Origin of the sequence: Corynebacterium liangguodongii, from assembly GCF_003070865.1 — a bacterium.
GTDB classification, from domain to species: Bacteria; Actinomycetota; Actinomycetes; order Mycobacteriales; family Mycobacteriaceae; genus Corynebacterium; species Corynebacterium liangguodongii.
On the sequence record NZ_CP026948.1, the window covers coordinates 1,376,663 to 1,403,490 of the forward strand.

General features: G+C 66.3%; 26 protein-coding genes. 5 read left to right on the forward strand and 21 right to left on the reverse strand.

Annotation, left to right across the window (positions count from 1 at the left end):
* Positions 1-350: 350 nt before the first annotated feature.
* Complete coding sequence (locus tag C3E79_RS06620; protein ID WP_108404197.1) at positions 351-965, reverse strand: pyridoxamine 5'-phosphate oxidase family protein; 615 nt, start codon at positions 963-965, stop codon at positions 351-353.
* A gap of 173 nt (positions 966-1,138) precedes the next feature.
* Here C3E79_RS06620 and C3E79_RS06625 point away from each other — a divergent pair, with 173 nt between their 5' ends.
* The gene (locus tag C3E79_RS06625; RefSeq protein ID WP_108404198.1) at positions 1,139-2,353 is read left to right on the forward strand and encodes a cation:proton antiporter; all 1,215 of its coding nucleotides are present in this window, start codon (positions 1,139-1,141) and stop codon (positions 2,351-2,353) included.
* Here C3E79_RS06625 and C3E79_RS06630 read toward each other — a convergent pair.
* The 8 genes from C3E79_RS06630 to C3E79_RS06665 form a co-directional block, all read right to left on the reverse strand.
* Positions 2,350-3,519 (reverse strand): type II toxin-antitoxin system HipA family toxin, encoded by a 1,170-nt coding sequence (locus C3E79_RS06630; protein ID WP_108404199.1) that lies wholly within the window; start codon positions 3,517-3,519, stop codon positions 2,350-2,352. The two genes, C3E79_RS06625 and C3E79_RS06630, sit on opposite strands and share 4 nt — an antisense overlap.
* Positions 3,516-3,731, reverse strand: coding sequence for a helix-turn-helix domain-containing protein (locus C3E79_RS06635; RefSeq protein ID WP_108404200.1), 216 nt, complete (start codon positions 3,729-3,731; stop codon positions 3,516-3,518). The genes C3E79_RS06630 and C3E79_RS06635 overlap by 4 nt, the downstream gene beginning before the upstream one ends.
* Positions 3,732-3,822: 91 nt before the next feature.
* Positions 3,823-4,407: an Rv2732c family membrane protein gene (locus C3E79_RS06640; RefSeq protein WP_108404201.1), complete on the reverse strand. Its 585-nt coding sequence runs from the start codon at positions 4,405-4,407 to the stop codon at positions 3,823-3,825.
* A gap of 5 nt (positions 4,408-4,412) precedes the next feature.
* Positions 4,413-5,957: a tRNA (N6-isopentenyl adenosine(37)-C2)-methylthiotransferase MiaB gene (gene miaB, locus C3E79_RS06645; protein WP_179948262.1), complete on the reverse strand. Its 1,545-nt coding sequence runs from the start codon at positions 5,955-5,957 to the stop codon at positions 4,413-4,415.
* A gap of 16 nt (positions 5,958-5,973) precedes the next feature.
* Positions 5,974-7,128, reverse strand: a complete 1,155-nt coding sequence (locus C3E79_RS06650) for an aminotransferase class I/II-fold pyridoxal phosphate-dependent enzyme (RefSeq protein WP_108404203.1) — start codon at positions 7,126-7,128, stop codon at positions 5,974-5,976.
* A 66-nt stretch (positions 7,129-7,194) separates the two neighbouring features.
* The gene (gene recX / locus C3E79_RS06655) at positions 7,195-7,788 is read right to left on the reverse strand and encodes a recombination regulator RecX (protein ID WP_108404204.1); all 594 of its coding nucleotides are present in this window, start codon (positions 7,786-7,788) and stop codon (positions 7,195-7,197) included.
* Positions 7,789-7,790: 2 nt separating this feature from the next.
* A complete protein-coding gene (gene recA, locus C3E79_RS06660; RefSeq protein ID WP_108404205.1) occupies positions 7,791-8,936 on the reverse strand; it encodes a recombinase RecA in 1,146 nt (381 codons plus the stop codon).
* Positions 8,937-9,143: 207 nt separating this feature from the next.
* Positions 9,144-9,359 (reverse strand): DUF3046 domain-containing protein, encoded by a 216-nt coding sequence (locus tag C3E79_RS06665; RefSeq protein ID WP_108404206.1) that lies wholly within the window; start codon positions 9,357-9,359, stop codon positions 9,144-9,146.
* Positions 9,360-9,425: 66 nt separating this feature from the next.
* Here C3E79_RS06665 and C3E79_RS06670 point away from each other — a divergent pair, with 66 nt between their 5' ends.
* From C3E79_RS06670 to C3E79_RS06680, 3 genes are read left to right on the forward strand one after another with little or no spacing between them, the layout of a single operon-like run.
* On the forward strand, positions 9,426-10,019 hold the full coding sequence (locus C3E79_RS06670; protein WP_108404207.1) for a biotin transporter BioY: 594 nt from the start codon (positions 9,426-9,428) through the stop codon (positions 10,017-10,019).
* On the forward strand, positions 10,019-10,708 hold the full coding sequence (locus tag C3E79_RS06675; RefSeq protein WP_108404208.1) for an energy-coupling factor ABC transporter ATP-binding protein: 690 nt from the start codon (positions 10,019-10,021) through the stop codon (positions 10,706-10,708). Before C3E79_RS06670 ends, C3E79_RS06675 begins: the two co-directional genes overlap by 1 nt.
* Complete coding sequence (locus C3E79_RS06680; RefSeq protein ID WP_108404209.1) at positions 10,705-11,319, forward strand: energy-coupling factor transporter transmembrane component T family protein; 615 nt, start codon at positions 10,705-10,707, stop codon at positions 11,317-11,319. Before C3E79_RS06675 ends, C3E79_RS06680 begins: the two co-directional genes overlap by 4 nt.
* Positions 11,320-11,326: 7 nt before the next feature.
* On the opposite strand, the gene C3E79_RS06685 is transcribed toward C3E79_RS06680, so the two are convergent.
* The 11 genes from C3E79_RS06685 to dapB all read right to left on the reverse strand — a co-directional run bounded on the left by C3E79_RS06685 (position 11,327) and on the right by dapB (position 23,540).
* On the reverse strand, positions 11,327-12,178 hold the full coding sequence (locus C3E79_RS06685; protein ID WP_108404210.1) for a PspA/IM30 family protein: 852 nt from the start codon (positions 12,176-12,178) through the stop codon (positions 11,327-11,329).
* Positions 12,179-12,265: 87 nt separating this feature from the next.
* Positions 12,266-12,625 (reverse strand): helix-turn-helix domain-containing protein, encoded by a 360-nt coding sequence (locus tag C3E79_RS06690; RefSeq protein ID WP_179948263.1) that lies wholly within the window; start codon positions 12,623-12,625, stop codon positions 12,266-12,268.
* 23 nt (positions 12,626-12,648) lie between these two features.
* Positions 12,649-13,200, reverse strand: a complete 552-nt coding sequence (locus tag C3E79_RS06695) for a CinA family protein (RefSeq protein WP_108404212.1) — start codon at positions 13,198-13,200, stop codon at positions 12,649-12,651.
* On the reverse strand, positions 13,187-13,777 hold the full coding sequence (pgsA, locus tag C3E79_RS06700) for a CDP-diacylglycerol--glycerol-3-phosphate 3-phosphatidyltransferase (protein ID WP_235840576.1): 591 nt from the start codon (positions 13,775-13,777) through the stop codon (positions 13,187-13,189). Before pgsA ends, C3E79_RS06695 begins: the two co-directional genes overlap by 14 nt.
* 10 nt (positions 13,778-13,787) lie before the next feature.
* Positions 13,788-14,960 (reverse strand): TerC family protein, encoded by a 1,173-nt coding sequence (locus C3E79_RS06705; protein ID WP_108404214.1) that lies wholly within the window; start codon positions 14,958-14,960, stop codon positions 13,788-13,790.
* Positions 14,961-15,137: 177 nt separating this feature from the next.
* Entirely contained in the window at positions 15,138-18,158 is a 3,021-nt protein-coding gene (locus tag C3E79_RS06710) for a DNA translocase FtsK (protein ID WP_108404215.1), read from the reverse strand.
* Between the two features lie 82 nt (positions 18,159-18,240).
* Positions 18,241-18,876, reverse strand: a complete 636-nt coding sequence (locus tag C3E79_RS06715; protein ID WP_235840577.1) for a TIGR03085 family metal-binding protein — start codon at positions 18,874-18,876, stop codon at positions 18,241-18,243.
* Positions 18,877-18,940: 64 nt separating this feature from the next.
* The gene (locus C3E79_RS06720; RefSeq protein WP_108404217.1) at positions 18,941-21,010 is read right to left on the reverse strand and encodes a ribonuclease J; all 2,070 of its coding nucleotides are present in this window, start codon (positions 21,008-21,010) and stop codon (positions 18,941-18,943) included.
* A 2-nt stretch (positions 21,011-21,012) separates the two neighbouring features.
* Complete coding sequence (gene dapA / locus C3E79_RS06725; RefSeq protein ID WP_108404218.1) at positions 21,013-21,921, reverse strand: 4-hydroxy-tetrahydrodipicolinate synthase; 909 nt, start codon at positions 21,919-21,921, stop codon at positions 21,013-21,015.
* A 115-nt stretch (positions 21,922-22,036) separates the two neighbouring features.
* The gene (thyX, locus tag C3E79_RS06730; RefSeq protein WP_108404219.1) at positions 22,037-22,789 is read right to left on the reverse strand and encodes an FAD-dependent thymidylate synthase; all 753 of its coding nucleotides are present in this window, start codon (positions 22,787-22,789) and stop codon (positions 22,037-22,039) included.
* A gap of 4 nt (positions 22,790-22,793) precedes the next feature.
* The gene (dapB, locus tag C3E79_RS06735; RefSeq protein ID WP_108404220.1) at positions 22,794-23,540 is read right to left on the reverse strand and encodes a 4-hydroxy-tetrahydrodipicolinate reductase; all 747 of its coding nucleotides are present in this window, start codon (positions 23,538-23,540) and stop codon (positions 22,794-22,796) included.
* A gap of 253 nt (positions 23,541-23,793) precedes the next feature.
* Between dapB and C3E79_RS06740 the strand changes: the two genes are divergently transcribed.
* On the forward strand, positions 23,794-24,447 hold the full coding sequence (locus tag C3E79_RS06740; RefSeq protein WP_146183373.1) for an AMIN-like domain-containing (lipo)protein: 654 nt from the start codon (positions 23,794-23,796) through the stop codon (positions 24,445-24,447).
* A 7-nt stretch (positions 24,448-24,454) separates the two neighbouring features.
* Here C3E79_RS06740 and C3E79_RS06745 read toward each other — a convergent pair whose 3' ends face one another.
* On the reverse strand, positions 24,455-26,716 hold the full coding sequence (locus tag C3E79_RS06745) for a polyribonucleotide nucleotidyltransferase (protein ID WP_108404222.1): 2,262 nt from the start codon (positions 26,714-26,716) through the stop codon (positions 24,455-24,457).
* Positions 26,717-26,828 lie beyond the last annotated feature (112 nt).

The window sequence follows — 26,828 nt, forward strand, 5'->3', positions numbered from 1 at the left end:
CGCCGACGGCGGCGAGACGAATTTTGTCCTCTGAGCGTAGTCGGGTTCCTCGCCACCAAGTGGCGCTGGGCTGTGCAGCCGAGTTCGCATCATGGTTAGTGGTGTATCTGGTTGGAAACCCTGGTGATTTTTGTGGGGCTTGTTGTCAGGGGCATGGCCTACGTCCGCTGCAGTTTTCCTGATAGACAGGCCTTGTTTGCGCAGGTACCTGGTCTGTGCTTGGCCTATGCTGCACTGACTTACATATGACGAATTGATCTTACCGGGACGCGACATGCCTCCTATCAATCCCGAATAGATGATTGGACCGTACAGATATCTCGCAACCGAGGGCTTGGTCCGTGCGAACGCTAACGACTGGCTAACTCCTCTTCCAGCTGCGAGATACGCTCCTTCAGCTCGCGAATATCAGCCCGGTAAAGCTCAATGCGCTCGTCGATTTGCTCCTTATCCCATCGCGGCTTGATACGTTTCGTGCAGTTCTGGTCGGTGGCGGTGACGTCGACCACGAAGGCATGCGTAGCAACCAAATTGATCCGGCCGCCGTCCGTTTCGCGCAGCCGCTCGATGAGCTCCGGGTCTTCCTGCAGTTCCACCACGCGCGCAACACCGAAGACCTTCAGCCGCGTGCGCGTGGGGAAATCGACGAAAAACATCGCCACCCGCCCATCACGATCGATGTTGCCGGTGGAAACATACTGGTGATTACCCGAGTACTCCAGCCAGCCCAACGTAGTGGGACCGAGCTGTCTAACGAAGCCCTTGGGTCCACCGCGATGCTGCACGTACGGCCAGCCCGCTCCCGTCACCGTTCCAAGAAAGAAAAAGTCCGCCTTTCGGATGAGACTGAGGTGCCGCGGGTCAAACTCGAAGGGTCCTTCACGCTCCGGTATGTCCATAAGCTCGGAACCTTGGCGGCGACGCACGAACTCATCGTAGGCGAGCTGCTCGTAAGTGGTGTCCATGCTCCCGGAACTATATCTGGACTTCGGAGGCGATGTGGGTGGTTCGGCGACACGGTCGGGATCGTCGTCAAGCGGCCGCTCGTTTTTCGGTGAGCGCCCGTGCCGTCGTCCGCGTAAACCGCTGTTTTCAGTGAAGTGTGGACCGCTCCCCTAGCGCGCGTACCCTGTCCCCCATGGATTCCGCATTCATCCTCGCATCCGCGGAGGTTGACCAAGCATCGTCGCTGGTCAGCATAGCGTGGATCATGGGCGCCGCGCTGCTCGCGCCCATCGTTTCGCAGCTCACTCGCGGCTTCCTCCCCTCGGTGGCCTTGCTGCTCCTCTTCGGCGTGATCATCGGCCCGTCAGCACTCGGACTCGCCGAGGTCGACGGCGGCATCGGCATGTTAAAGGAGCTCGGCGTCGGCGCGCTGTTTCTCCTCGCGGGCTTCGAGATCGACCGCTCCAGCCTGCGCTCCCGCCAGGTGGGAAGCTCCCTCCTCACGTGGGTTCTCTGCCTCGTCCTCGCCACGGCGGGCGCCTGGCTTTTGCTTCGCGACGTCGCCCTCTCCCTCGTCATCGGCATCGCGCTCACGTCGACCGCCCTAGGCACCGTGATGCCCATGCTCAAGCAGGACGGTATGACGGAGACCCCCGTGGGCCGCTCCGTCATGATCCACGGCGCGATCGGCGAGGTCGCCCCGATCACCGCGATGGCGCTCCTCCTCAGCGTCCGTTCAACCCTGGCCACTGCGCTGATCCTCCTGGCGTTCCTCGTGGTGGCGGCGATCGTCGCCGCGATGCCGCGGGCGATTGGAAACCGCTTCCCCTGGGTGCGCCGCGCGTTCCTCGCCGCCTCCGGGGCGACCGACCAGACGATCTTGCGCCTCATCATCCTGGTGCTCGCGATCCTGATGGCAGTCACCGCGGTCTTCGAGCTAGACATCGTGCTGGGCGCGTTCGCCGCGGGGTTCATCCTCAACGCCGCCGCCCCCGACGACATCCACGACGACCTCGAGCCGGCCCTCGACGCCGTCTTCTACTCTTTGCTCATCCCCGTCTTCTTCGTCACCTCGGGCATGGACATCGACTGGGACGTGATCCGCGACAACGCGCTGCCGGTGATCGGTGTACCGCTGCTCATCCTGCTCGCCCGGGGCCTGCCGGTCTTCCTCCGGGAAAACAGCCACCGGACCGGCGACGACAAGCTGTCGCTGCGCGAGCGCCTCCAGGTCGCGCTGTACGCGGCCACCGGGCTGCCGATCATCGTCGCGGTGACGTCGCTTGCGGTCTCCTCCGAAATTCTGGACCAAGAGACGTCGTCAATCTTCGTCGCCGGGGGTGCACTCACCGTCGCTATCTTCCCGCTGCTCGCGACGCTGGTGTCGTTTCCAAGCAAAAAGAGCTAGCTTTCCATCTTCAGGCGGCGGTTACGCAATTCCCGTTCCGCGCCTTTCAGTGGGGATCCCGAAAACGGCAATGAGTTTAGATCGACCGCAGACGCGGCCCGCAGCGCCAGCTCGATCGAACTGCGCGCAACGGCCTGCGGCAGGTCGATGGAATCGGCGAAATCCAGCCAGTGCCTCCGGAATAGCCCCTTGACCCGTCCCGCGATTGGCAGCGCCATCGTCATATCTTGGTAGAGCGCCGTGCACGGGATGTCGTACAGTGGTGCAACGTTCCACCGCCCCTGGGAGTCACGCAGGATCGAGATGTTTTTCGCGTGTAGGTCGCCATTTCCCGTGAGCCACGCGAACAGAAACTGGAGATAGAGGTTCCGGGCCGCAATTCTCGGCGACGAACAGCACTGTGCGAGGGCAGCGACCGCGGTCTCGGCGTCCACAGTGTATTTCCGTGCTGGTAGCACGCCCATCACTTGAGCGGCGTCCTCCGTTGCTAACCGGGTAAAGGAATCCCCGTCACCCACCCGGTCGAACCGTGTTACCCACAAACCCGGAACCCCGTTCCTGTCAGCTACCGTACGCGCCCGCGCGACGGGAATCTTCAGCGCTTGGGCATGGGCGAGGTGAAGTGCCTCGTTCTCCACGAGGTGCGGGTGGTCCGGCGGATCGATTTTCAGAATTGCCTGCTCGTTTTTGCTGGGCACCGGCATATTCACCATGAATGCGGAGGCTTTTGGCTGCTCCCCTGGAATGGCGTGCGAATCCACGACCCCGGTGATCTCCAGAAAGTCCCATTCGTCCGCGGAAGATGTAACCAGTGCCTCTCGTTCTTCGGGTAATTGGCCTTGTGGGACGACCTGAACGTCGCCGGGAACATCGTGGCCAACGCCGAGCAGAAGCGTCAGCTCATCGTCGAGCGAGGTTTTCGCGCTCTTCTGCAAGACGCTTAACCGGTGTCCTTCCGGAAGCAACCCGGCGAAGAAGGCGGGCAACCCAGTTCCTCGGAATGTTTCGCCCAGAGGCAGGGTAAACGCGATCGCCTCGCCCGCATACGACGGGACGTATTCGAACTGAACTTCCCCGTTTTCCATGCGCTTGAGGTTTCCGGAAAGTGTCCCCGTTTTGTAGACGTCGGCCTGGCCGACAAAGCGGAGCTGGTCGAGAGGCGTCACCGCCTCACCTCCAGATCGAGGCCGAGCGTGCTCAACACCTTCACCACGGTGCCGATGCTGGGGCCTTCCCTGCCTGCCTCAATGTCGCGTAAGGTGCGGTCCGAGATCCCCGCCAACTCCGCCAACTGCTGCTGCGTCAGCATGTACTCTTTGCGCATAGTGCGTATCTCAATACCGATACGTTCCACGGCTCCGTTGTCGGGTGCGGGCATGTCGGCAGAATCCTTCCGATTGGCACCAAGATGCAGGAAATTCTATGCCGAAAGGCCAGCATCGGCAAGATATTTCCGGTCGCGGTGTCGGCTAGGACTCCCGATACTTCTTGTGCCGTTCGGCGGCGCGGGCGCGGCGGTCGTCGATAAGCAGCGGGTTCTCCTCGCTTACCGACGCGCGCGTGGCGGCCTCCTGCGCGAGGGCGACCTCGTCTCGCTCAACGTGACCCTCATCCTGCTCCTCGCCGCGGCGCAGCACCACCGGAATGTAGGTAAAGACCGCGACCGCGACGGCGAGGATGGCCAGGTAGATCCCCGGCCCATGGTGAAGCCCCATATCGTATGCCACGCTCGTGCGGCGCAGCCACAGCGCAAGCACCGATCCGAAGAGGGACACAGTAGTAAACATCCAGCCCAGCGCGGCCACGGCAAAGCGGCGCGTAATGAGGGTGAGGGTGGACAGTACGGCCACACCGATGAAGGACAGCAGGACGAAGAGGAACTCGGTAAGCGTCACCTGCGCCTGGTCGGAGGCGTCGGTCATCGCCAGCACCTGCCACCCGCTCGCGCCGCCGGCGAACGGGAGGAAGAGGGCGACGAGGTACACGACAATGACGCCGATAAGCACCCACCGCGCGTCCCCGAGTTCGACAGTCCGCTTCTCCTCCTGGCTCATGCTGATCACTCCCCGCTGCGTGACGACGCCCCAGGCCTGCCGAACGCGGGCATCCCCAGACCGACCCCCACCGGCGCGGTGGTGGGCACAGCACCGGTCTCCGAATTGTCTCCGGCCCTCGTGCGGCGGTGCTCGGTGACGCCCGAGTCGGCGATCAGGTAGTGCGGCTTGGCGTCGGTGACCGTCACCGTGACGTAGTCTCCCGGGCGCACCGAGCCGTCGACGTCGCCCGTGGCCGAGAAGTGCACGAGGCGACCGTCGCGCGCACGCCCCGACATCCGCTTCGTCTCGTCGTTCTTCTTGCCGCCGCCCGCCTGGACCAGCAGCTCCACCTCGGTGCCGAGAAGCTTGGCGTTCTCCTCGGCGCTGATGCGCTCCTGCAGCGCGACGAGGCGCTCGAAGCGCTCCTGCACCACGTCCTTCGGCACCTGCGCCTCCATCTCCGCCGCAGGAGTGCCGGGACGAGGGGAGTATTGGAAGGTAAACGCCGAGGTAAACCGTGCCTTCTCCACGACGTCGAGGGTGGCCTGGAAATCCTCCTCGGTCTCACCGGGGAAGCCGACGATGATGTCGGTGGTAATCGCGGCGTCGGGAAGCTTCTCGCGCACCTCGTCCAAGATGGCGAGGAACTTCTTCGAACGATACGAGCGCCGCATGTCCTTGAGCACCTTGTCGGAGCCGGACTGCAGCGGCATGTGCAGCTGCGGGCACACGTTCGGCGTCTCCGCCATCGCGTCGATAACGTCGCTCGTGAACTCCGCCGGGTGCGGGGAGGTAAAGCGCACGCGCTCCAGGCCCTCGATCTCCCCGCAGGCGCGCAGCAGCTTGGAAAACGCCGACCGGTCGCGCTCGAGCTCCTTATCGACGAAGTGAACACCGTACGCGTTGACATTCTGGCCAAGCAGGGTCACCTCGCTCACCCCCTGATCCACCAGCGCCTGTACCTCGGCGAGGATGTCGCCGGGGCGGCGGTCGAGCTCCTTGCCGCGCAGGGAGGGCACGATGCAAAACGTGCACGTGTTGTTGCACCCCACCGAGATGGACACCCACCCCGCGTAGGAGGATTCCCGCTTAGCGGGCAGCACCGAGGGGAAGACCTCAAGCGCCTCGACGATCTCCACCTGAGCTGCGTCGTTGACCCGGGCGCGATCCAACAGCGCGGGCAGCGCGGAGATGTTGTGCGTGCCAAAGACCGCATCCACCCACGGCGCTTTCTCAATCACCGTGTCGCGATCCTTTTGCGCCAGGCAGCCACCAACAGCGATCTGCATCCCGGGGTGGTTGTCCTTGACCGACTTGAGGTGCCCCAGCGTGCCGTAGAGGCGCTGGTCCGCATTGTCTCGCACCGCGCAGGTATTAAAGACCACGAGGTCGGGCTCTGCCCCCTCGCCGGCGGCGACATAACCGGCGTCTTCCAACATGCCGGAGATGCGCTCAGAGTCGTGCACGTTCATCTGGCAGCCGAACGTGCGGACCTCGAAGGTGCGGGGGGCGTTCTGGTTCAGGGTTGTCACGGTGGCACAGTCTATCGCCGGCGGCGCGGGCGTCATAACCGCGGCGGGTCCGCTAGGCGAGCGCCCCCAGCGCGCCCGCCAGCGCGTCGATCTGCTCAGGCGTGTGCGTTGCCATCACGGTCACCCGCAGGATCGCGCGACCCCGCGGCACCGTGGGCCAGCGGATGGCCGGCACGAAGAACTCAGCCTCCTTCAGCGCGGCCGAAGCCTCCATAGCCCTGGACTCGTCACCGACCGGGACGGGCAGGATGGGGCTGTCCCAGCCGCCCCAGCCGAGCCGTTCCGCCAGCCGTTCCACGTTGTCGTGCAGCGCCGCGACGGGGCTCTCAGGGCCCGAGACGATCTCGAGGGCTTCCGAGATCGCGGCGCAGGTCGCCGGGGCCGGTGAGGTGGAAAAGACATAGGGCCGAGACCTCTGCCGCAGGACGTGTGCAACACCCTCCGAAGTCGCCACCACCGCGCCTTCCGCCCCAAGTGCCTTCGAGGCCGTGGCGACGAGGATGTCCGGGGCGTCTTCCTCCATGCGGAAATGCTCGACAATCCCCCTGCCGGATTCGCCCACCGTACCAGTGCCGTGGGCGTCATCGACCATGAGCGCAGCGCCGTGCGCCCGGCACACCCGGGTCAGCTCCTGCAGCGGGGCAAGCGTGCCATCCATGGAGAACACCCCGTCGGTGACCACGAGGCAGCGCCGCGTGGGGTGGGCCTGTAGCGCATCGTCTACTGCCGCGACATCACGGTTCGGGTAGACCTTGACCTCCGCCCCGGAGGCCTTGGCAAGGCGGCAGCCGTCGATAAGGCTGGCGTGGTTGAGTGCGTCGGAAAGAATGAGCGTGCCCGGGCCCGCAAGGGCCTGGAGCACGCCCGTGTTGGCCGCGAAACCTGAGGAATAGAGCACCGCGCTGGGGTATCCCAAAAACCGGGCAAAATCTGCCTCGGCCGCAAGGTGCGCGATGGTCGTGCCCGTGGTCAGGCGCGACCCGCCGGAGCCGGCGCCGAGAGTGCGTGTGGCCCGCACCGCGGCGGCCACCACGCGCGGATGTTCGGCCAGCCCAAGGTAATTCGAGGAGCTAAAGAGCACCATCTCCCGGCCGTCGATCGTGCTTGTCGGCAGCTGCGCCGTCGAAAATGTCGCAGGGAAGCGTTCCAGACCCGCGGCGCGCCACGTATCCAGAGTGTCATCAGAGAAGTCTTCGAGCCAGGCCATGGGGTAAGCCTAGCGAGCACCTTTACCACCTTTTACTCGCCTTTACCATTTTCGGCATTTCCCAGCTCACATGCACTCTTCGAGCTCCCCGATGCGCGCGTCGAGCGCCTCTCGGGCCACCCTCATGGCCAGCTCGGCGCCGTAGCCACGGCGCGCGAGAACGCCAACAACCCTGCGCAGGTACTTGTCGTACTCGGCCCGCCCGGCCGGAGGTTGCTTGATCTCGCGGGCCTTCCTCTGGGCAAGCGTGCGCGCTACGGCCTCCTCGTCCTCCGGGGTGACCTGCTCGAGGGCCTCGCGCCGCACGTCCTGCGCCACGCCCTTTACCCGCAGCTCCGCGTCGAGCGCGCGGGCGGACTTGCCGCGGCGGGCGGCGCGCTGGCGCACCCACTCGCGGGCAAACGTGGCGTCGTCCACCAGGCCGGTGCGCTCCAGGTCGTCGATAACACGCTCGACTAGCCCGGGCTCGAACTCCGCACGAATGAGCCGCTCGCGCAACTCCGCGCGGGAGCGCGCCCGCTGGTCGAGCAGGCCGAGCGCCCGCTTGCGCACGGGGGCGAGCGCTTCTTCCTCCGCGCGGTCGACGATCCCGCCTCCCGGCGTGTATGCGTCTAGCGCAGCGCGCAGCCGAGCGACCTTCTCCGGATCCGGCTCCGCCACGCCTATTCGGCCTCGGTACCCGTCACGCCGGGCACGTCGAGGTCGTCGTCCTCGTCGTCGAAGTCGATGTTCGGCACCATGTCGACCGGGTCGTCAGTAAGCGCGTCGTCGCCGGCACCACCCGCGTAGGCACCGACGCCGAGCTTGCGGAAGATCTTGTCCTCGATCTCGTTGGCCACGTCCGGGTTTTCCTTGAGGAAGAGCCGCGCCTTCTCCTTGCCCTGGCCGAGCTGGTCGCCTTCGTAGGTGATCCAGGAGCCGGACTTTTTCACGATGCCGTTGTCCACCCCCATATCAATGATCGAGCTCTCCCGCGAGATGCCCTCGCCGTACATGATGTCGAACTCGGCGACCTTGAACGGCGGGGATACCTTGTTCTTGACCACCTTGAGCTTGGTGCGGTTGCCGATGGAGTCCTGGCCGTCCTTCAGTGTCTGGATCCGGCGCACGTCGCAGCGCACGGAGGCGTAGAACTTCAGCGCCTTGCCGCCCGTGGTCGTCTCCGGGGAGCCGAACATCACGCCGATCTTCTCGCGCAGCTGGTTAATGAAGATCGCGGTGGTGCCGGAGTTGTAGAGAGCGCCGGTCATCTTGCGCAGCGCCTGGGACATCAGGCGCGCCTGCAGGCCCACGTGGGAGTCGCCCATCTCGCCCTCGATTTCGGCCTTCGGGGTGAGCGCGGCGACCGAGTCAATGACGATGATGTCAATCGCACCGGAGCGCACGAGCATGTCGGCGATCTCGAGCGCCTGCTCTCCCGTATCCGGCTGGGAGACGAGCAGGTTGTCCGTATCCACCCCGAGCTTGCGGGCGTAGTCGGGGTCGAGCGCGTGCTCGGCGTCAATAAACGCGGCGATGCCGCCGGCGCGCTGCGCAGAGGCGATCGCGTGCAGCGCCACGGTGGTCTTACCGGAAGATTCCGGGCCGTAGATCTCCACAATGCGCCCGCGCGGCCATCCGCCGATGCCGAGGGCGACGTCAATGGCAGTGTTACCGGAGGAGATCGACTGAATAGGCGGGCGGTTCTCGTCCCCCAGCCGCATCACGGCACCCTTGCCAAAATCCTTCTCGATCATCGCCAGGGCGGCGTCGAGCGCGTTTTGCCGATCCCCGCCGGCTACCGCTGTGGCCTTCTTCTTCGTTGCCATTGTTTCAACTCTCCCTTACTTGCTTCCTGTTGCCGCCCGCGCGGTGGGCCTTCTACTTTCCTTAGACTCCCGCGACCGGTACCCCGGTTCCCGCGGGGGCCGAATTCGTTGCTGCTAACGTAGCGCGCCCCCGCGACACCATAGCTTTACGGCACCACCGTACACGCAAGCATGTTCGATTGCGGTAAGGCGCGCCGCGCGGCTTCGCTAAAACCCGGGCCTATCCACCCCGAGCTGGCGCTCCTCCGGGATGTCGTAGGCGCGGCACAACCCGGCCCAGGCTTCCCTTGGGTCGATTCCGCTTTCGATCATCTCGCTGGCGGTCTGGCTGTAGCCCGGCAGGACCTGGGAGTCGATCACCCACGACGCGTTCGCTGGGCCGAATTCGTCGACGACGAGCTGGTGAAATTCCGTCAAACGCATGGGCCCAATCTACACGCGCCCACCCCACTCAACCGAGTTGAACAGCGTTTAAGTAGGGTTTCCACCATGAGCACATCGATTTCATCCTCCCAGCACAGCGGCTCCCCGGCCACGACCGATATTGCCTACGTCGCCGTCTTCACCGCGCTCGTGATCGTGCTCGGCTTCGTTTCCGTGCCCGTCGGTGCCCTCGGGGTGCCCATCGTGCTCCAAAACACCGCGCTCATCCTCGCCGCCATGGTGCTCGGGCCCAGGCGCGGGTTCTTCGTCGCGGCACTCTTCCTGCTCGTCGGCTTCGTCTTCCCCGTCCTCGCCGGGGGCCGTACGACCTATTTCTCGCTCAGCTCCCCCACCGTCGGCTACGTCCTGAGCTACCTCATCGCGGTGCCGGTCGCCGGGTTCATTGCCGCAAGGGGTGCAGATAAGCGGCGCTCCGCACAGGTCGCGCTCTTCACGCTCGCGGGCATCCTCGGCCTCGCGCTGCAGTACCTCTGCGGGGCGGCCGGGATGGTCCTGCGCGCGGGCCTCGACGTCCCCGCTGCCCTTGCGGCCCAGCTCCCGTTCATCCCGACCGACGTACTGGAGATGGCCGTGATGGTCGCGGTCGCCCTCGGCGTCCATTCCGCGTTCCCCGGCCTCCTGCGGGGCGAGAGAAGCTAATGCCGCCGATCCGTCTCCAAGGCGCGGGCGTGAGCTTCGGCGGCAAGGAGGTCCTCCACCCAACCGACCTGGAGCTGCGCGAGGACCGCATCGGCATCATCGGCTCTAACGGCTCCGGTAAATCCACCCTCGTGCGCCTCATCAACGGCCTGGTCACGCCCACGACGGGGCGCGTGCTCTACGACGGCCTCGATACCGCTAGCCACGGCAAGCGCGTGCGCCGGCGCGTCGGCTTCGTCTTCTCTGACGCGGAAAACCAGATCGTCATGCCCCGCGTCGCCGATGACATCGCCTTCTCCCTGCGCCGCTTCAAGCTCCCGCGCGCCGAGGTTGACCGCCGCGTCGAGGAGGCCTTGGCGCGCTTCGGATTGGCCGACAAGCGCGAGCACTCCCCGCACACACTCTCCGGCGGCGAGAAACAGCTCCTTGCGCTGGCCGCCGTGCTCGTCACCGAGCCCGACACCATCATTGCCGACGAACCCACCACGCTTCTCGACCTCCGGAACCGCCGCCGGATCCTGGGCGAGTTCGCCGCGCTACCGCAGCAGCTCATCGTGGTCACCCACGACCTCGAGGCGCTCGCCGGGTTCGACCGGGTGCTCTGCGTGGAGGGCGGGCGCGTGCTTTGCGACGCCCCACCCGCCGCCGCCATCGACTTCTACCTCTCCCTCATGGAGCAGCACACGTGAGGTACGCTCCCCCGCTCGGCGTCTACTCCCCCGGCCACTCGTGGCTCCACCGCCTGCCCGCCGGGCTGAAACTCATCGTCGTGCTCGTCCTCGCCGTGGGCACCGCGGCGCTACCCACCGAACCCTGGCACGGCGTGGCCGTGCTGTGGTGCATCGCCGCGGCCTACGCCACCGCGCGCATCCCCTTCGGGTTGGCGGTGCGCCAGATCGCCCCGGTTGTGCCCCTCATCGCGCTGCTGGGTGCCTACCTAGCGTGGCAGGACGGCGCCGCGGCGGGTCTTGTGACGTCAATAAGCGTGCTCGCCTCGCTTGCCGCGGCGAACCTTGTGACGTTGACCACCACCATCGAGGAGATGATGGACGCCATCGAGGCCGGCCTCGCCCCGCTCTCCAAGCTCGGGGTGAACGTGGAGGCGATCTCGCTGGCGATTTCCCTGACCATCCGGCTCGTCCCGCTCATGGCCCACACCGTCTCGGAGGTCGCCGATGCGCGAGCGGCCCGCGGGGCGGGGCTTTCCCTTACGGCATTTGCCACGCCGGTGGTGGTGCGCAGCATCCGCCGCGCCCAGCTGATGGGCGATGCCCTCCTCGCGCGGGGCGCGGGAGACTAGCCGTGGGCTAGCTTTCGCCGCGCAGCTCGCGCATGCGGGCCTCGACAGCGTCGGAGGAGACGTTCGAGGCCGAGGCGCTTGCCTCACCGCCAGTGCGGGCCGACCCGCCCTGCTCGATCGCGGGATTCTCCGCGGACTTCAGCTCGCCTGCCATCTCCGCACGGATCTGCTCCAGGCGGCCGTGGCCCGCCATCTGGATGCCGGCCTGCTCCACCTCGGCCATGCGGCCCTGGACGGAGTTTTGGGCGAGCTCGGCCTGGCCGAGAGCGTTAGCGTAGCGACGCTCAATCTTGTCACGCACCTGGTCGAGGTTCGGGGTGCCGGAGGTCAGCGCGTTCATCGACGACATGGTCTCGGCGACCTTCTCCTGCATCTTCGCCTGCTCGAGCTGGGAGAGCAGCTTCGAGCGCTCGGCGACCTGCTGCTGCAGCTGCGCGGCGTTGCGCTGCACGGCCTGCTTCGCCTGCTGCGCCTGCTGGAGCGCCTGGTCGTGGAGCTGCTTGGTGTCCTCGATGCTCTGCTCCGCGGTGACGAGCTGGGCGGCGAACGCCTCGGCAGCGTTTTCGTACTCGAGGGCCTTTTGCGCATCGCCCTCGGCGCGCGCCTTATCGGAGAGCTGGAGCGCCTGGCGGGCGTTGGCCTGGAGCTTCTCCACCTCCTCGAGGCGGCGGTTGAGCTGCATCTCAAGCTGGCGCTGGTTGCCAATGACCGCGGCGGCCTGCTGGGAGAGCGCCTGGTGCTGGCGCTGCGCCTCGTTGATGGCCTGCTCGATCTGGACCTTCGGGTCGGCGTTTTCCTCAATCTTGCTGTCGAACAGCGCCATGAGGTAATTCCATGCCTTGGTAAACGGGTTAGCCATGGTGGGCGTCACACCTTTCGTTGAGAGCGTTCATTATGGACAATCGCTCACCCATCGTAGCCGTAAACGCCGCGCTACGGCGCGCTCTTAGATCTCCGCTGCGGCCGGTGCCGTGCGCTCCAGCTCGGCGGTGATCGAGCGCAGCGAGAGGTTCGTCACTGTCTCCACCAGCACCTCGGCCACGGTGGTATCCAGCGCGTCACAAATGGCGGCGAGGAGCTCCGAGGAGACCTCCTTGCGGCCGCGCTCGAGCTCGGAGATGTAGCCGGAGGAGACCCGCGCGCGGGAGGCGAGCTCGCGCAGAGAGACGTTCTTGTCGGCCCGGAAGGCCCGCAGGGACATACCCAGGGCCTCACGCAGCAGCGGCTCTGGCGCTGCAATGCGTTCCGGGTGGGCCGCCTGGTGTGCGGGGGCGACGCTTTCGCGGAGAAGAGTTGTGGTTGCCATCATGGGTGCTAACGCCGCAGCGATCAGTTTTGTTCCCGCACGCCGCGGATCGCGCCGACGAGCGCGGCCTCCACCGCGGCGCGCCGGATCTCCTCGCGCCCGCCCGCCAGCACGCGCACCGGCTCCGGCGCGCCCTCGAGCAGGGTGTAGCGCCCGGCCTCCGCCGGGACGAGCTCCGCCGCCGCGAAGGACGCGGTATAGCGCGGCCCGGCCAATCCCACCCACACCTCGCCGACGGGGTGCCCATCTTGGGTCTCGGGGCCGGCCACCCCGGTCAGCGCAACCGCCCAGTCGGATCCGCACACCCGCCGCGCCCCGCGCGCCATCTCCCGCGCCGTGGCCGGCGAGACCGGGCCGTGGGCCGCAAGCACGTCCTCGCCCACCCCGGCGAGGGTGCCTTTGAGGTCCGTGGCGTAGACAACCAGGCCGCCGCGCAGCACAGCTGAGGCGCCGGGGACGGTAGCCAGCGTCGCCGCGGCCAGGCCTGCGCTCAAGGATTCGCAGAAGCTGATCGTTTGGTTGCGCTGCACAAGCGCGGCGACGAGCTCGGCCGCCGTGGGGTTAATGCTCTCCATTGTTCGCCTTCCTCGCGTCCAGGATGTATTGCACGCCGGTGATCACCGTCACGGCCGTGGCCACGAGCATGACCACGAAGGTGGGTACCTCCATCCACTGCGGCAGCGGGCACAGGTAGAGCGCCACGCCGAGCGTTTGGAGCACCGTTTTGAGCTTCCCACCCTTCGACGCGGGCACGACGCGCCCGCGCCGCAACAAGACCATGCGCCACGCGGTGATGCCGAGCTCGCGGGCGACGATGAGCACCGTGATCCACACCGGCAGCGTCGAGGTGATGTTGAGCGTCACCAGCGCCGTGATCATCAGCGCCTTATCGGCAATCGGGTCGGCGATCTTGCCAAAGTCCGTGACCAGACCGCGGGCGCGGGCGATATCGCCGTCGAGCTTGTCGGTGGCCATAAGCGCGACGAACAGCCCGAACGCCCACCACCAGCGCTCAGAGAGAACGAGCCAGGCGAAAACCGGCACGAAAAGAATGCGTAGCGACGTCAACACGTTCGGCAGGTTCCAATTAGATTGCCTGCCCGGCTCGGCGCCTGGCTCCCCCGCGGTCTGGTCGTTTGCAGTCTGGCTCACAACACCAATACTACTTGTCCCCGCCGCGGGAGACGTCGAGGTGGCCAGCCTCGCGCGAGCCGGTCGCCGTGTGGTCGCCGCGGCCCGAGGTCGCCGGGTCATCGATCCACTCGATGTGGTTGCCCGCGTTGTCGACCTTGCGGCGGTTGCCGTGGTCGTCGTAATCAATGTGCCAGGTCGGCCCATCGGCGTCCTTGCGGCCCGCCTTGATATCAATGCGGTCCTTCACCAGCGAGGCCACGACCGTCACGGCGAGGATGCCCACGATCACGAGCAGCGAGGTCACTGTGCCGATCTCCGGGACCGAGACGCCCTCTCCGCCGTTGATAAACGGCAGGTTGTTCTCGTGCAGAGCGTGGAGCAGCAGCTTCACGCCGATGAAGCCCAAGATGAGGCCCAGGCCGTAGGGCAGGTAGACCAGGCGATCGAGAAGGCCCGAGAGGAGGAAGAACATCTGGCGCAGACCCATCAGAGCGAACGCGTTGGCCGTGAACACGATGAAAGGCTCGGAGGTAATCCCGTAGATCGCGGGGATCGAGTCGAAGGCGAACATGACGTCGATAAACCCGATCGCGAGCAGAGCGACGAACAGCGGGGTCGCGGCCCGCTTACCTGCCTCGGTGAAGGAGAAAAGCTTGTCACCGTGGTAGGAGCGGGTCACCGGGATGATCTTGCGCAGCCCCTTGACCACCGCCATGTCGTTCGGGTCGGTCTCCGGCTGGTCCGTCGCCTCGTCCCAGATGAGCTTGATCGCGGTGTAGAGCAGGAAGGCGGCGAAGATGTAGAAGACATCGGACCACGCCTGGATGATGGCCGCACCGAGCAAAATGAAGAGTAGGCGGCAGACGAGCGCGATGATGATGCCGAGCAGGAGCACCTTCTGCTGGTACTTGCGCGGGATCTTAAACGAGGCCATGATCAGCGCGAAGACGAAGAGGTTATCAACGCTGAGCGCGAGCTCCGTGATGTAGCCGGTGAAGTACTGGACGCCGTGCTCGCCGTCCCACAGCCACCAGACCATCCCTCCGCAGAGCGCGGACATTGCCATGTAGAACAGCGTCCAGAACGACGCCTCCTTGATCGACGGCTCGTGAGCCTGTCGCACGTGGGTGGCAAAATCGAAGATAAAGAACGCGAGGATTACTGTGCCCGTGACGAGCCAAATCCACACTGGAACTTCCATGGTTTCCCTCCGGTCAGGAACGTCAATTACGTGACCGGAGGTCTCCCCCACCCTCTCTAGGCGTCAGGCCGCCCCGGCCGGGGCCGCCATGGGGCGGTCACCGTGTTGACGATCCGGGGCGCTTGCGGGGTACTCCCCTCCAATGCGAGAGAAAGTCTACACGATGGCAACCGCGAGCTAGAAGGCCCCGCCCGTGGGGTTGCGTGTCGCCTGCACCACGCGGGTGTCCGACTCGCCCTCTGTGGTACCTGGGAGGTTGGAGGGGGCGTCGTCAAGCGCGGGCTCGTCCTTGGGAGCCTCTGCCGGGTCGGCGCCCTTGATCATCCACAAAATGGTGTCGAGCTCTTCCGGCTTGACCAGCACCTCGCGGGCCTTCGATCCCTCGGACGGGCCGACGACGCCGCGGGTTTCCATGAGATCCATCAGCCGGCCCGCCTTGGCAAAGCCAATGCGCAGCTTGCGCTGCAGCATCGACGTCGAGCCGAGCTGCGAGGTGACCACGAGCTCGACGGCCTCGAGCAGGTCGTCGAGGTCCTTGCCGATGTCGTCGTCAATGACCTTCTGCTCAGATTGCTTATCCTCCGTCACGCCCTCGACGTAGGAAGGCTCGTCCTGCGCCTTCGCGGCCTCGACGACGGCTTGGATCTCCTCGTCGGTGACGAAGGCCCCCTGGAGGCGCTGCGGCTTGCCCGCGCCCTGCGGGATGAACAAGCCATCGCCCATGCCGATGAGTTTCTCCGCACCCGCTTGGTCGAGGATGACGCGCGAGTCCGTCAACGACGATGTGGCGAAGGCGAGCCGCGACGGCACGTTCGTCTTGATCAGGCCCGTCACCACGTCCACCGAGGGGCGCTGGGTTGCCAGCACGAGGTGGATGCCGGCCGCGCGCGCCTTCTGCGTGATGCGCACGATCGACTCCTCGATCTCCTTCGGCGCCGTCATCATGAGGTCGGCGAGCTCGTCGACGACGCAGATGATAAACGGGTAGGGGCGCATCTCGCGTTCCGAGCCGGGCGGGGCCGTAAGCTCGCCCGAACGGACCTTCCGGTTGAAGTCCTTGATGTGGCGCACGCGCGAGGACTTCATGTCCATGTAGCGCTGTTCCATCTCCTCTACCAGCCACTGCAGCGCCGCCGCGGCCTTCTTCGGCTGGGTGATAATCGGCGTGATCAGGTGCGGGATCCCCTCGTACGGGGTGAGCTCCACCATCTTCGGGTCCACGAGGATGAGGCGCACCTCCTCCGGCGTCGCGCGCGTGAGCAGCGAGACGAGCAGGGAGTTGACAAAGGCCGACTTACCGGAGCCGGTGGAACCTGCGACAAGCAGGTGCGGCATCTTCTGCACGCTCGAGGCGATGAACTCGCCTTCGATGTCCTTGCCCAGGCCGATGAGCATGGGATCCCGATCTTCGACCACCCTCGGTGCATCCAACACGTCGCGCAGGCGCACCATCTCGCGATCGAGGTTAGGCACCTCGATACCAACCGCAGATTTGCCGGGGATCGGCGTGAGCAGGCGGACGTTTTCCGTGGCCACGGCGTAGGCCAGGTTCGACTGCAGGTTGGTAATCTTCGACACCTTCACGCCGGGGCCCAGCTCGACCTCGTAGCGCGTCACTGTCGGCCCGCGGGAAAACCCGGTGACCTTCGCATCGACGTGGAACTCTTCGAAGACGTCCGTGATCGCCTCGATCATCCGATCGTTGGCCTCGGTCCGGGTCTTCGGGGCGGTGCCCGCGATGAGCAGGTCGGTCGAAGGCACGACGTAGTCAGACTCGCCCTCGGGCTCGCGGCGCGCGGGCACGGCCGGGGTATCCCGCTCAAGCTCCGACTTCGGTGTGCTGGCGGGCACCGCCGAGGGGTCGATGCCGGAGCGCGCGACGATTGCTGCGCGCATCGCCTCGCGTGACGACGCCACAGCGTCGCCACCGCCCTTGTTCCCGTCTTCCTCCTTCGCTCCACGGGGCGTGGAATCTTCGTTGTTCTGGGTCTCTGGGTCCGCGGAATCCTCGCGCCTGGGCGGCCTCGAGGACTGAGCCGGGGCAGCCTTGCCCGGGCGGCCCGCGTGGACCGGCTGGACCGGAAGGACCTGGGTGTGCTCCGCGGTATCCGGCTCATCGTCTGCCGCGGGGCGCGGCGCGGGCCTGCTGAACTGCCGCGTATCGACACGCGATGGGGTCTCATCCGCCGGGTAGTTATCAAGCGGGCTGCTGCGCCGCGGCCGCGCGACCACCTCGGTCGCCGCCGGGCGGCGGTGCCTCCGCTCGCGCCCGGAGGCGATGTCATCGAGGTCCTTATCCACGTGACCGTAGAGGTCGTCCTCGCCGTCTTCCACAGGGGTGCTCAAGCCCCCCATCGCGCTCGCCGCGGACCCTTTAAGGAGGTCAACGGCCTGACGCACGCTCACCCCCGTCGTCTTGAGTGCGCCGTAGGTGATCACGAGTGCGAGCAGCGGTACCGCAACGTAGGAAGAAAAGCCGGCGGCGAGGGTGCCCCCGATAAGCGCGCCGACCGCGCCGCCGGCCACCCGGCGGCCCTCCCAGTCCCCCGGGTTGCCCGCGAAGACGTGGACGAGCCCGAGCATGCCGATCGCGATAATCGCAATTCCCGCGCTCACGCGCATCCTGATCGCGCGGTCGGCGTCGGTATCGAGCATGAGCGCGACCGCGATGGCGACAAGCCCCACCGGCAGGATGAGCGCCCCGGCACCGATAATCCAGTGCACGCCCTCGGCGAGGACGCGGCCCACGGGGCCGGCGATGTCGAACCAGACGAACGCGCCGATGACGGCGGCAAGCCCGATGAGCGCGAGGCCGACCGCGTCGGCCGAGCCGGGGCGCTTGTCGCCGCGGCCGCGGGAGTCCTCCTGCCCCCTGCCGTCCTCTAGATCCTCAGGCGCCCCGCGACGGTTGCGCGGCTGGTGCTCGTTTGCTTCGGCGGGGGCGCTATCGCGAGAGCGCCCGCCAAGGCGCGAGAACACGCCGCCGACCCCGCGCGCGGCGGCGCTAATGGATCCGCCGACGGCCTTGTACGCCGAGCCCACGCGCTCCTCTGCGGTGTCCGCGGCGAGCCGGGTCGACGTGCGCGGGTGCGTCATCGACGCCGCGTACCCGGCCGACGTCGCCCGCTGGGAGCTCCCCCGCCCACGTGGGCTGGTCTGGGAGCGCGCGGTCGAGCGTGGCGAGTTCGTGACAGACATGCAAGTCACATTAGTAGCATTCGCCACTCATTCACCATTCGCCACACCGTGCGGTGCGTAATTCCGCGCGCTTCCGCCTGGTCTAGATTCGAGACTTGACCGAGGCGATCGCGTCCGCGTCCCCCTCGACCTCGACGCGCACGGCGCGGCGGCCCACCGTCCAGAGCAACAGCTCGCCCGGCGCCCCCTTCACGCGCACGACGGCATCACCGCGCTGGGCCACCCCGCGCTTACCGCCTGCCGTCACCGGCGGCATTGAGGGAGGCGTGAGCACCACAGGAACCGGCGCTCTCCGCAGCGTGAGCAGCGCGAAGCGCTTCACCCAGGCCATGAGCTCCGCCTCGCGCTGCGCGTCGAACTCGCGCGGGACAACGCCTTCCGCCCCTCCCCCACCGCGGCGGACGTCCTCATGGTGGATGAAGTGCTCCGCCCCGTTCATGACCGCATCGATCGGTTTGATCAGCGCCGGGGGCCCGCCCGCCCATGCCGCCACCACCTCGTCGAAAGGCCGCGCGGTCTGCTTCTCCATCTCCCTGTCCAGCAACGGCTCCAAGGCGGGCAGGAAGTTCCCGCCCGCCTTGTGCGGAAGGTTTTCGCGGATGTAGAGGTGCGCCGCGAGATCGCGCGCGGTCCACCCCTCGCACAGCGTCGGCGCGTCGGGGCCGACCTCAAGAAAAAGTGTCGCGAGCGCCTCACGCTCGATCGATGCAGTAGACATAGCCCCCAGCATAGCGCCGAAAACCGGCACCTAGCTGGGGGCTATGCTGGCCTCGCCTGCCCGCTTAGAGCGACTCGCGGGAGGAGAAGACCTCGTCGTCCTCGATCGGGGCGCCGTCGCCGTTGTCGGCCGCCATCGGCACGACCGTGGGCAGGATGACAGGCTCGCGCTTGTACTTCTGCTCGATCGCCTTCGACACGTGACGACGCAGCTGCTGCACCATGCGGTACGGGTCGTTCTCGCCCTGGGCGGCGAGGTCGTTCATGACGTTTTCCACGCCCTCGGCAACCTTCTTGTTGAAGTCGCGGTCGTCGTCCGAGAAGCCCGTCGTGGACACGCGCGGGGTCTCGAGGAGCCGTCCCGTGCGATCGTTGATCACGCAGGTGATGGAGACGACACCGCCGGAGGCGAGGCTGGTGCGATCCGCCAAGACATCCAGGTCCACGTCGCCCATCGTCTCTCCGTCCACGTAGAGCTGGCCGACCTGGTATTGGCCGACAACGCTGATCTTGCCGTCGATCATGTCCACCACGACGCCGTTTTGCGCTAGGGCGGTGTTCTCCGGCTTCACGCCCGTCGAGATCGCCAGCTCCTTGTTCGCACGCAGGTGGCGCCACTCACCGTGCACCGGCATCGCACCCCGCGGGCGCGCCGCGTTGTAGAGGAAGAGCAGCTCGCCCGCGTAGCCGTGGCCCGAGGCGTGGACGTGGGCGTCGGAGTTCGTAATCACCGTCGCACCGATCTGCGCGAGGTTGTTGATCACGGCGAAGACCGCCTCCTCGTTGCCCGGGATGAGCGACGAGGACAAGATGATCAAGTCACCGTCGCGCACCGTAATCTGGCGGTGCTCGCGCCGCGACATGCGCGAGAGCGCGGCCATCGGCTCGCCCTGGGTGCCGGTGGTGATGAGCACGACCTTGTGGGGGGCCATCTTAGCGGCCTCCTCGATCGGGATGATGGTGCCCTTCGGGGCGCGCAGCAGGCTCATCTTCTCCGCGATTTCCATGTTGCGGATCATCGAGCGTCCGTTGAAGGCCACCTTGCGCCCGTTCGCCACCGCCGCGTTGACCGCCATCTGCACGCGGGCGACGTTGGAGGCGAACGAAGCAATGATCACGCGCTGCTTCGCGCCCTGGACCAGGCGGGTGAGGTTGTCCTCAATGCCCTTCTCGGACGAGGAAATCCCCGGGATCGTCGCGTTGGTGGAATCGCACATGAACAGATCGATGCCTTCGTCGCCGAAGCGCGAGAGCGCGGGAAGGTCGGTCGGCTTGCCGTCGTAAGGCGTCTGGTCGAGCTTGATATCGCCCGTCATCACCACGTGCCCCGCGCCCGTCTTGATGGACACGCCGAGGCACTCCGGGATGGAGTGACCGACGTGCCAGAAGCGCACGCGGAACGGGCCGAGGGTGAGCTCGGAGTCCTTGTTCACTTCGTGGAGCTTCGGGCGCTGGCGGTGCTCCTTCGTCTTCGCCGCGATGAGCGCGTTGGTAAACCGCGACGAGTAGATCGGGATGTCCGGGCGCAGCTTCAGCAGCCACGGGATCGCTCCAATGTGGTCCTCGTGGCCGTGCGTGACCACGAGCGCCTCGATCTTGTCGAGTTTGTTCTCGATCGGCCCGAAATCCGGCAGCACGAGATCGACGCCCGGTTCGCCAGAGTTCGGGAACAGCACGCCGCAGTCGACGACGAGGAGGCGGCCGTTGTACTCAAAAACGGTCATGTTGCGGCCGATCTCGGAGATCCCGCCGAGCGCGTAGATACGCAGCCCGTTGCGCGGAGCCTGCGGCGGGGCCGGGAGGCGCTTGGTCAAATCCGCGCCCTGCATCCCCTTCATCGGGTTGCGACGGTTGCCGCCGTTGTTGTTCGCGCCACCGTTGCTGCCGCCGCGGCCCCGGCCGCGGCGCCGTCCGCGACCGCCGCCATTATTGTTGTTGCCGTTGTTGCCGTTGTTGTTGCGACCATCGGCGCCATCGCCGCGCCCAGCATCGGCCGACTCTCCGCCGCCCTTGCGGGAGCCGGACTCTGATCCGGACGCCTGCTCGGGGGCCTGAAAGACGGGCTGCTGATCAGCCGGTTCCGGGGGACCCGCTTTGCGGGTGACCTTACGGGCGCGGTTGCGGGGTTCGTTCATACTTAGAGGACTCCAGCCTTTTCCATGTCTGCGCGGAGGTCCTCCACCTGCTCCGGGGTCGCTGCGACCACGGGCAAGCGGGGATCTCCCACGTCAATGCCCTGCAGGCGCAGGGCTGCCTTTGAAAATGTCGCACCACCGAGGATTGCCTGCTGGCGAGCCAGCACGTCGATGGTGTTGGCGTTGATTTCCCGCGTGCGGGCGAGGTCGCCTTCCTCGAAGCTTGTGATAAGTTCTCGCAGCAACTGTGGCGCGGCGTGTCCCACCACCGAGATGACACCGGTGGCACCGACGGACAGCCAGGGCACGTTGAGCGGATCGTCCCCAGAGTACCAGGCCAACCCGGTTTCCTGAATCAGGGGCGCCGCCTGGAAGAAGTTTCCCTTCGCGTCCTTCAGGCCCATCACCGTCGGGAGCTTCGCCAGCTCACGGATCGTCTCCGGCTCAATCGGGATGCCGGAGCGGCCCGGGATGTCGTAGAGGCAGATCGGCAGGTCCGTAGCCTCGGCCACGGCGCTAAAGTGCGCGATGAGGCCGGCCTGGGACGGCTTGGAGTAGTACGGGGTGACCACGAGCAGGGCGTCGGCCCCGGCAGCGCGGGAGAGCTCGGCGAGCTCGATGGACTTGCGTGTGTCGTAAGAACCCGCCCCGGCGACGATCTTCGCACGATCGCCCACCTCGTCCTTCACCGCGCGCAGCAGCGCCATCTTCTCATCCGGCGTCGTTGTGGGGGACTCGCCGGTCGTGCCCGCGAGAACGAGCGAGTCGATACCGTGATCGACCAGGTGGGCAGCCAACTTTCGCCCGGCGTCGAGATCGAGCTCACCGTGAGAATCAAACGGCGTGACCATGGCGACGCTGACGGTGCCGAAAACCTCCGCACCGGTGCTAGCTTTGTTCGAAATGCCCATAACGCTACAGGCTACCCGTTGCCCGGCCACGCGCGGGCACCACACCCCGAAAAAGCGGGACCGGGCTCGCAGCGGCGCGCGGGCTCCGGGGCCGAGCGCGAGAGCGCGATTGCGGCTAGGACACGTAGGGGCTCGTCGCCATGACGGTTCCATCCGCCAGTTCGCTGGTGAGGAAGTCGTCGAAAAGCGTCGGTGCTTGCGGGCGCAGTAGCTCCAGACACGCAACGGCGAGCGTGCGAATCTCCACGTCGGCGTGCTCGGAGGCGCGCGCGGCGATAAACTGGCGCCACGTGCGGTAGTTCCCCGTGACCACCACGCGCGTCTCGGACGCATGGGGCAAGATCGCCCGCGCCGCCTGCCGCGCCTTCTTGCGACGCAGCAGCGAGTTCGCCTCCCCCGCCAGGTGTTCCTCCAGCGCGGATAGCAGCTCGTCGTAGACAAACCGTGACTCGTCCACGGCGCGCAGGAACAACCGGCGCAGCTCGGCGTCCTCCGCGATGAGGGGCGGGAGAACCACCTCGCTCTCATTCTCCGGCACGTAGCGCTGGCTGAGCTGGGTAAACGAAAAGCTGCGGTGGCTCAGCAGCTGCTCCCCAGCCGCGCGCGAGAGCCCGCGGATGTAGACGGTGGCGGTGGCGTGCTCGAGGAGGGCGTCATTGCCGACGTCGATAAGATGGTGCAAATAATCCGCATTCGCCGCCGTGTGCGCGTTCGGGCGATCGAACGTCTCGAAACTCGCGCGACCGGCGAACTCCACGATCGCCTCCGCGTCCGTCGCGGTCGCCTCCGGGGCCCAATCCACGCCGCTCGGCGGGCGAAACGCGCTCGCCGCAATGAGCTGAACGTCGAGCGTGCTTTGCGACGCCATCTCCCTAAATCCCCAGGTACTTATCCAACCCGACCGTCAACCCCGGGTGCTGCGCAACCTGGCGAACCCCCGCGAGGACCCCCGGCACAAAAGACTCGCGCCCGTAGGAATCCTGGCGCAGAGTGAGCGACTGATCGCGCGTGCCAAAGATGACCTCCTCGTGCGCAACCATGCCCGTCATGCGCACCGCGTGGACCCGCACCCCATCGACATCGCTGCCGCGCGCGCCCTCGAGCGACTGCTCGGTCGCATCCGGGATCGTGGGCAGCCCCGCTTGCCGACGCGCCTCCGCAATGCCCTGAGCAGTCTTAATCGCCGTCCCCGACGGGGCGTCGAGCTTGTTCGGGTGGTGATACTCCACCACCTCAGCCGACTCAAAGAACGGCGCCGCCTGGCGGGCAAACGCCATCGTCAGCACCGCCGAGATGGCAAAGTTCGGGGCGATGAGCACACCCGTGCCCTCCTGCCCCTCGAGCCACTCGCGCACCTGATCGTAGCGAGCATCATCAAACCCCGTCGTGCCCACCACGCAGTGGATCCCGTGGCCGATGCAGAACTCCACGTTCCCCATCACCGCCCCCGGCGTGGTGAAATCGACGACGACCTCCGCACCGTTTTCCACCAACGCCTCGAGGGAATCGTCCTGATCAACCTCAGCCACGAGCTCCAAGTCATCAGCCTGCTTCACACCGGCCACGACCGCGGAGCCGACGCGGCCCTTCGCACCTAAGACCCCAACCTTGATTGCCACTTCATTTCTCCTTACGTTGCTCGCTTACGTGAGTGCCACTCTATCCCTCATCTCCCCGGCGCCTCGGGGGCGGGTCGGCTTGGGCCGCCGTGGTGATCCGAGTCTCATTCGCCCCGGGTGACTGCTGCCGGCGCGGCCAGGCCAGACAACACCTTGTGGTCTAGCAGCTATACCGAAAGCGCACAGGTCACGATTGCTCAACGATGCCAACCCGCTGCCCGGCGAGGCGGCGCAGGCACGTTATCGTTGAGGCATGGAATTTAAGTCACGCTACTTGCTCCCTGCGACTTTGGTTACGTCCCTCGCGCTCGCCTCGTGCGGTGCGGCGCCGGAGAGCCCGACCCAGGATGACGCGAACGGGCACACCTCGCAGACCAAGCAGCAGACTCTCTCCGGCGGTGCGGACAGCGAAAAACCGACTCCGACGCCGACGGCGCAGGCGATCTCCTCGAGTGAGGAAGCGAAGCCGGGCGGCCCGTTGAGCACCGAGAAGGTCCAGGCTTACCCGGCGCAGGGCACGCAGCTGAGCATCGCGGACGTGCGCGTCGGGGAACACGAGGGGTTTGACCGCGTGGTCTTCGAGTTCTCCGGAGAGGGGGCGCCCGGCTACGTCGCGGGGTATACCCCGAAACCGCTGCAGCAGGCCTCCGGCTACCCGATCGAGGTCGCCGGCGGGGCCTACCTGGAGGTCCTCATCCAGGGAACCCCGATGAGCATGATCAACCCGAACGATGAGCTGGTCAAGGCGGGGCCGATGAAGCGGGCGGCGGGCAACGTCCAGGGCATTACCCACGGCGGCGTCTTCGAGGCGGATACCCAGTACTTCATTGGGCTGGACAAGCAGCGCCCGTACAGCCTCTACGTGCTGGAGAATCCGACTCGGGTTGTCGTAGACGTCGCTAAGTAGCGCGCGCTTAGTCCTCGACGGGGACCAGCGAGATCTTGCCGCGGTTGTCGATGTCGGCGATCTCGACCTCAATCTTGTCGCCCACGTTGACCTCGTCTTCCACCTTCTCGATGCGACGGGAGCCGCCGAGCTTGGAGATATGCACGAGCCCGTCGGTGCCCGGGAGGATGGAGACGAAGGCGCCGAACGCGACGGTCTTCACCACAGTCCCCAGGTAGCGCTCCCCCACCTTCGGCATCTGCGGGTTAGCGATGCCATTGATCTTATCGACGGCAGCGTCAGCCGCCTCGCCCGTGGCGGCAGAGACGTAGATCGTGCCATCGTCCTCAATCGAGACCTCGGCGCCGGTGTCCTCGGTGATCTGGTTGATCGTCTTGCCCTTCGGGCCGATGACTTCGCCGATCTTGGACACGGGAACCGAGATGGAGAGGATCTTCGGGGCCAGCGGGCTCATCTCGTCGGGCCCGTCGATGACCTCGTTCATCGTGTCCAAGATCGCCTCGCGTGCCTCGCGCGCCTGCTCGAGGGCGGAGACGAGGACCTCGGAGGGGATGCCGTCGAGCTTGGTGTCGAGCTGCAGCGCCGTGATGAACTCCGACGTGCCGGCGACCTTGAAGTCCATGTCGCCGAACGCGTCTTCCGCCCCGAGGATGTCGGTGAGCGCGACGTACTTCGTCTTGCCGTCGACCTCGCCTGAGACCAGGCCCATCGCGATGCCGGCGACCGGGGCCGCCAGCGGCACGCCCGCGTTGTAGAGCGACAGCGTCGAGGCGCACACCGACCCCATCGAGGTGGAGCCGTTGGAGCCGAGGGCCTCGGAGACCTGGCGAATGGTGTAGGGGAAGTCCTCCCGGGATGGCAGCACCGGCACGATCGCGCGCTCGGCAAGCGCGCCATGCCCGATCTCGCGGCGCTTCGGGGAGCCAACCCGGCCGGTCTCGCCCGTGGAGTACGGCGGGAAGTTGTAGTGGTGAATGTAGCGCTTCGTGGTCTCCGGGTGCAGCGAGTCGAGCTGCTGCTCCATCTTGAGCATGTCGAGGGTGGTCACGCCGAGGATCTGCGTCTCGCCGCGCTCGAAGAGGGAGGAGCCGTGGGCGCGCGGGATGAGTTCGACCTCGACCTCGAGGTCGCGGATGTCGCTGACCCCGCGGCCGTCGATACGGAAGCCCTCAGTGAGGATCTTCTCCCGCACGATGGCCTTCATTACCGCGTTGTAGGCCGCGCGGATCTCCTTGGAGGCCTCGTCAACCTCGTCGTCATCGACATCGAAAGCGTCGAGCAGGTCGGCCTCGGTCTGCTCCATGAACTCGTTCGTCGCGTCGTCGCGGTCCTGCTTGCCCTTGATGGTGAGAAGCGAGGAGAGCTTCTTGGCGGCCTTCTTCTCCACCGCGGCGTAGACCTTGTCGGAATACGCCGGGAACAGCGGGAACTCCTGGGTTTCCTTCGCGGTCTCGCGCGCCAGTGCGGCCTGCGCCTCGCACAGCGTGCGGATGAACGGCTTCGCAGCCTCCAGGCCCTCCGCCACGACGGATTCCGTCGGCGCGGGGGCACCGTCCGCAACTCGCGTGACGACGCCCGCCCCAGCGCCCGCCTCCACCATCATGATCGCCACATCATCGGAGCCCTTCGACCCCACAATGCGCCCGGCGACGACCATCTCGAACAGGCACTCCTCGTGCTGCTCGTGGTTCGGGAAGGCCACCCACTGGCCGTCGGGGTGTGCGTCGTCGGCAAGCAGCGCCATGCGGACCCCGCCGACGGCACCGGAGACCGGCAAGCTAGAGAGCTGCGTTGCGGCCGACGCGCCGTTAATAGCCACCACGTCGTAGTACTCTTCCGGGGCCATGCTCAGCACGGTGACAACGACCTGGACCTCGTTGCGCAGCCCCTTGACAAAGGTCGGGCGCAGCGGGCGGTCGATCAAACGGCACGCCAGGATCGCCTCGGTCGACGGGCGGCCCTCACGGCGGTAGAAGCCGCCCGGGACCTTACCCGCCGCATACATCCGCTCCTCCACATCGACGGTGAGCGGGAAGAAGTCAAAGCCCTCGCGGGGCTTCGAGGACGCCGTGGTGGTGGCGAGCAGCATTGTGTCGTCGTCAAGATAGGTCGTGACAGAACCGCCCGCCTGGCGCGCGAGCTGGCCGGTTTCGAACCGAATCGTGCGGGAACCGAAGTCCCCGTTGTCCAAGACGGCTACCGCCTCGGTGATGCCAAAATCCTCATCGACCGCGATGTCGAACGAGTTCTTGGGTGTGTGCTTGTGCAAAAGATCCCTCTCCTTGGGTGTCTTCGGCGATCGTCGCTGTCGCCGTTCATACTCATGTCCGTGCTCTTGAGTGCAACGGTATGAAATTCTACCAGGTGAAGGCCCCAGCCGC

Excerpts from the sequence above, each read along its gene's own strand:
- C3E79_RS06620 (WP_108404197.1), bottom strand. The coding sequence starts at position 965 with ATGGACACCACTTACGAGCAGCTCGCCTACGATGAGTTCGTGCGTCGC.
- C3E79_RS06625 (WP_108404198.1), top strand. The coding sequence starts at position 1,139 with ATGGATTCCGCATTCATCCTCGCATCCGCGGAGGTTGACCAAGCATCG.
- C3E79_RS06635 (WP_108404200.1), bottom strand. The coding sequence starts at position 3,731 with ATGCCCGCACCCGACAACGGAGCCGTGGAACGTATCGGTATTGAGATA.
- C3E79_RS06640 (WP_108404201.1), bottom strand. The coding sequence starts at position 4,407 with ATGAGCCAGGAGGAGAAGCGGACTGTCGAACTCGGGGACGCGCGGTGG.
- miaB (WP_179948262.1), bottom strand. The coding sequence starts at position 5,957 with ATGACGCCCGCGCCGCCGGCGATAGACTGTGCCACCGTGACAACCCTG.
- C3E79_RS06650 (WP_108404203.1), bottom strand. The coding sequence starts at position 7,128 with ATGGCCTGGCTCGAAGACTTCTCTGATGACACTCTGGATACGTGGCGC.
- recA (WP_108404205.1), bottom strand. The coding sequence starts at position 8,936 with ATGGCAACGAAGAAGAAGGCCACAGCGGTAGCCGGCGGGGATCGGCAA.
- C3E79_RS06665 (WP_108404206.1), bottom strand. The coding sequence starts at position 9,359 with ATGCGTTTGACGGAATTTCACCAGCTCGTCGTCGACGAATTCGGCCCA.
- C3E79_RS06670 (WP_108404207.1), top strand. The coding sequence starts at position 9,426 with ATGAGCACATCGATTTCATCCTCCCAGCACAGCGGCTCCCCGGCCACG.
- C3E79_RS06675 (WP_108404208.1), top strand. The coding sequence starts at position 10,019 with ATGCCGCCGATCCGTCTCCAAGGCGCGGGCGTGAGCTTCGGCGGCAAG.
- C3E79_RS06685 (WP_108404210.1), bottom strand. The coding sequence starts at position 12,178 with ATGGCTAACCCGTTTACCAAGGCATGGAATTACCTCATGGCGCTGTTC.
- C3E79_RS06690 (WP_179948263.1), bottom strand. The coding sequence starts at position 12,625 with ATGGCAACCACAACTCTTCTCCGCGAAAGCGTCGCCCCCGCACACCAG.
- C3E79_RS06695 (WP_108404212.1), bottom strand. The coding sequence starts at position 13,200 with ATGGAGAGCATTAACCCCACGGCGGCCGAGCTCGTCGCCGCGCTTGTG.
- C3E79_RS06705 (WP_108404214.1), bottom strand. The coding sequence starts at position 14,960 with ATGGAAGTTCCAGTGTGGATTTGGCTCGTCACGGGCACAGTAATCCTC.
- C3E79_RS06710 (WP_108404215.1), bottom strand. The coding sequence starts at position 18,158 with ATGTCTGTCACGAACTCGCCACGCTCGACCGCGCGCTCCCAGACCAGC.
- C3E79_RS06715 (WP_235840577.1), bottom strand. The coding sequence starts at position 18,876 with ATGTCTACTGCATCGATCGAGCGTGAGGCGCTCGCGACACTTTTTCTT.
- C3E79_RS06720 (WP_108404217.1), bottom strand. The coding sequence starts at position 21,010 with ATGAACGAACCCCGCAACCGCGCCCGTAAGGTCACCCGCAAAGCGGGT.
- dapA (WP_108404218.1), bottom strand. The coding sequence starts at position 21,921 with ATGGGCATTTCGAACAAAGCTAGCACCGGTGCGGAGGTTTTCGGCACC.
- thyX (WP_108404219.1), bottom strand. The coding sequence starts at position 22,789 with ATGGCGTCGCAAAGCACGCTCGACGTTCAGCTCATTGCGGCGAGCGCG.
- C3E79_RS06740 (WP_146183373.1), top strand. The coding sequence starts at position 23,794 with ATGGAATTTAAGTCACGCTACTTGCTCCCTGCGACTTTGGTTACGTCC.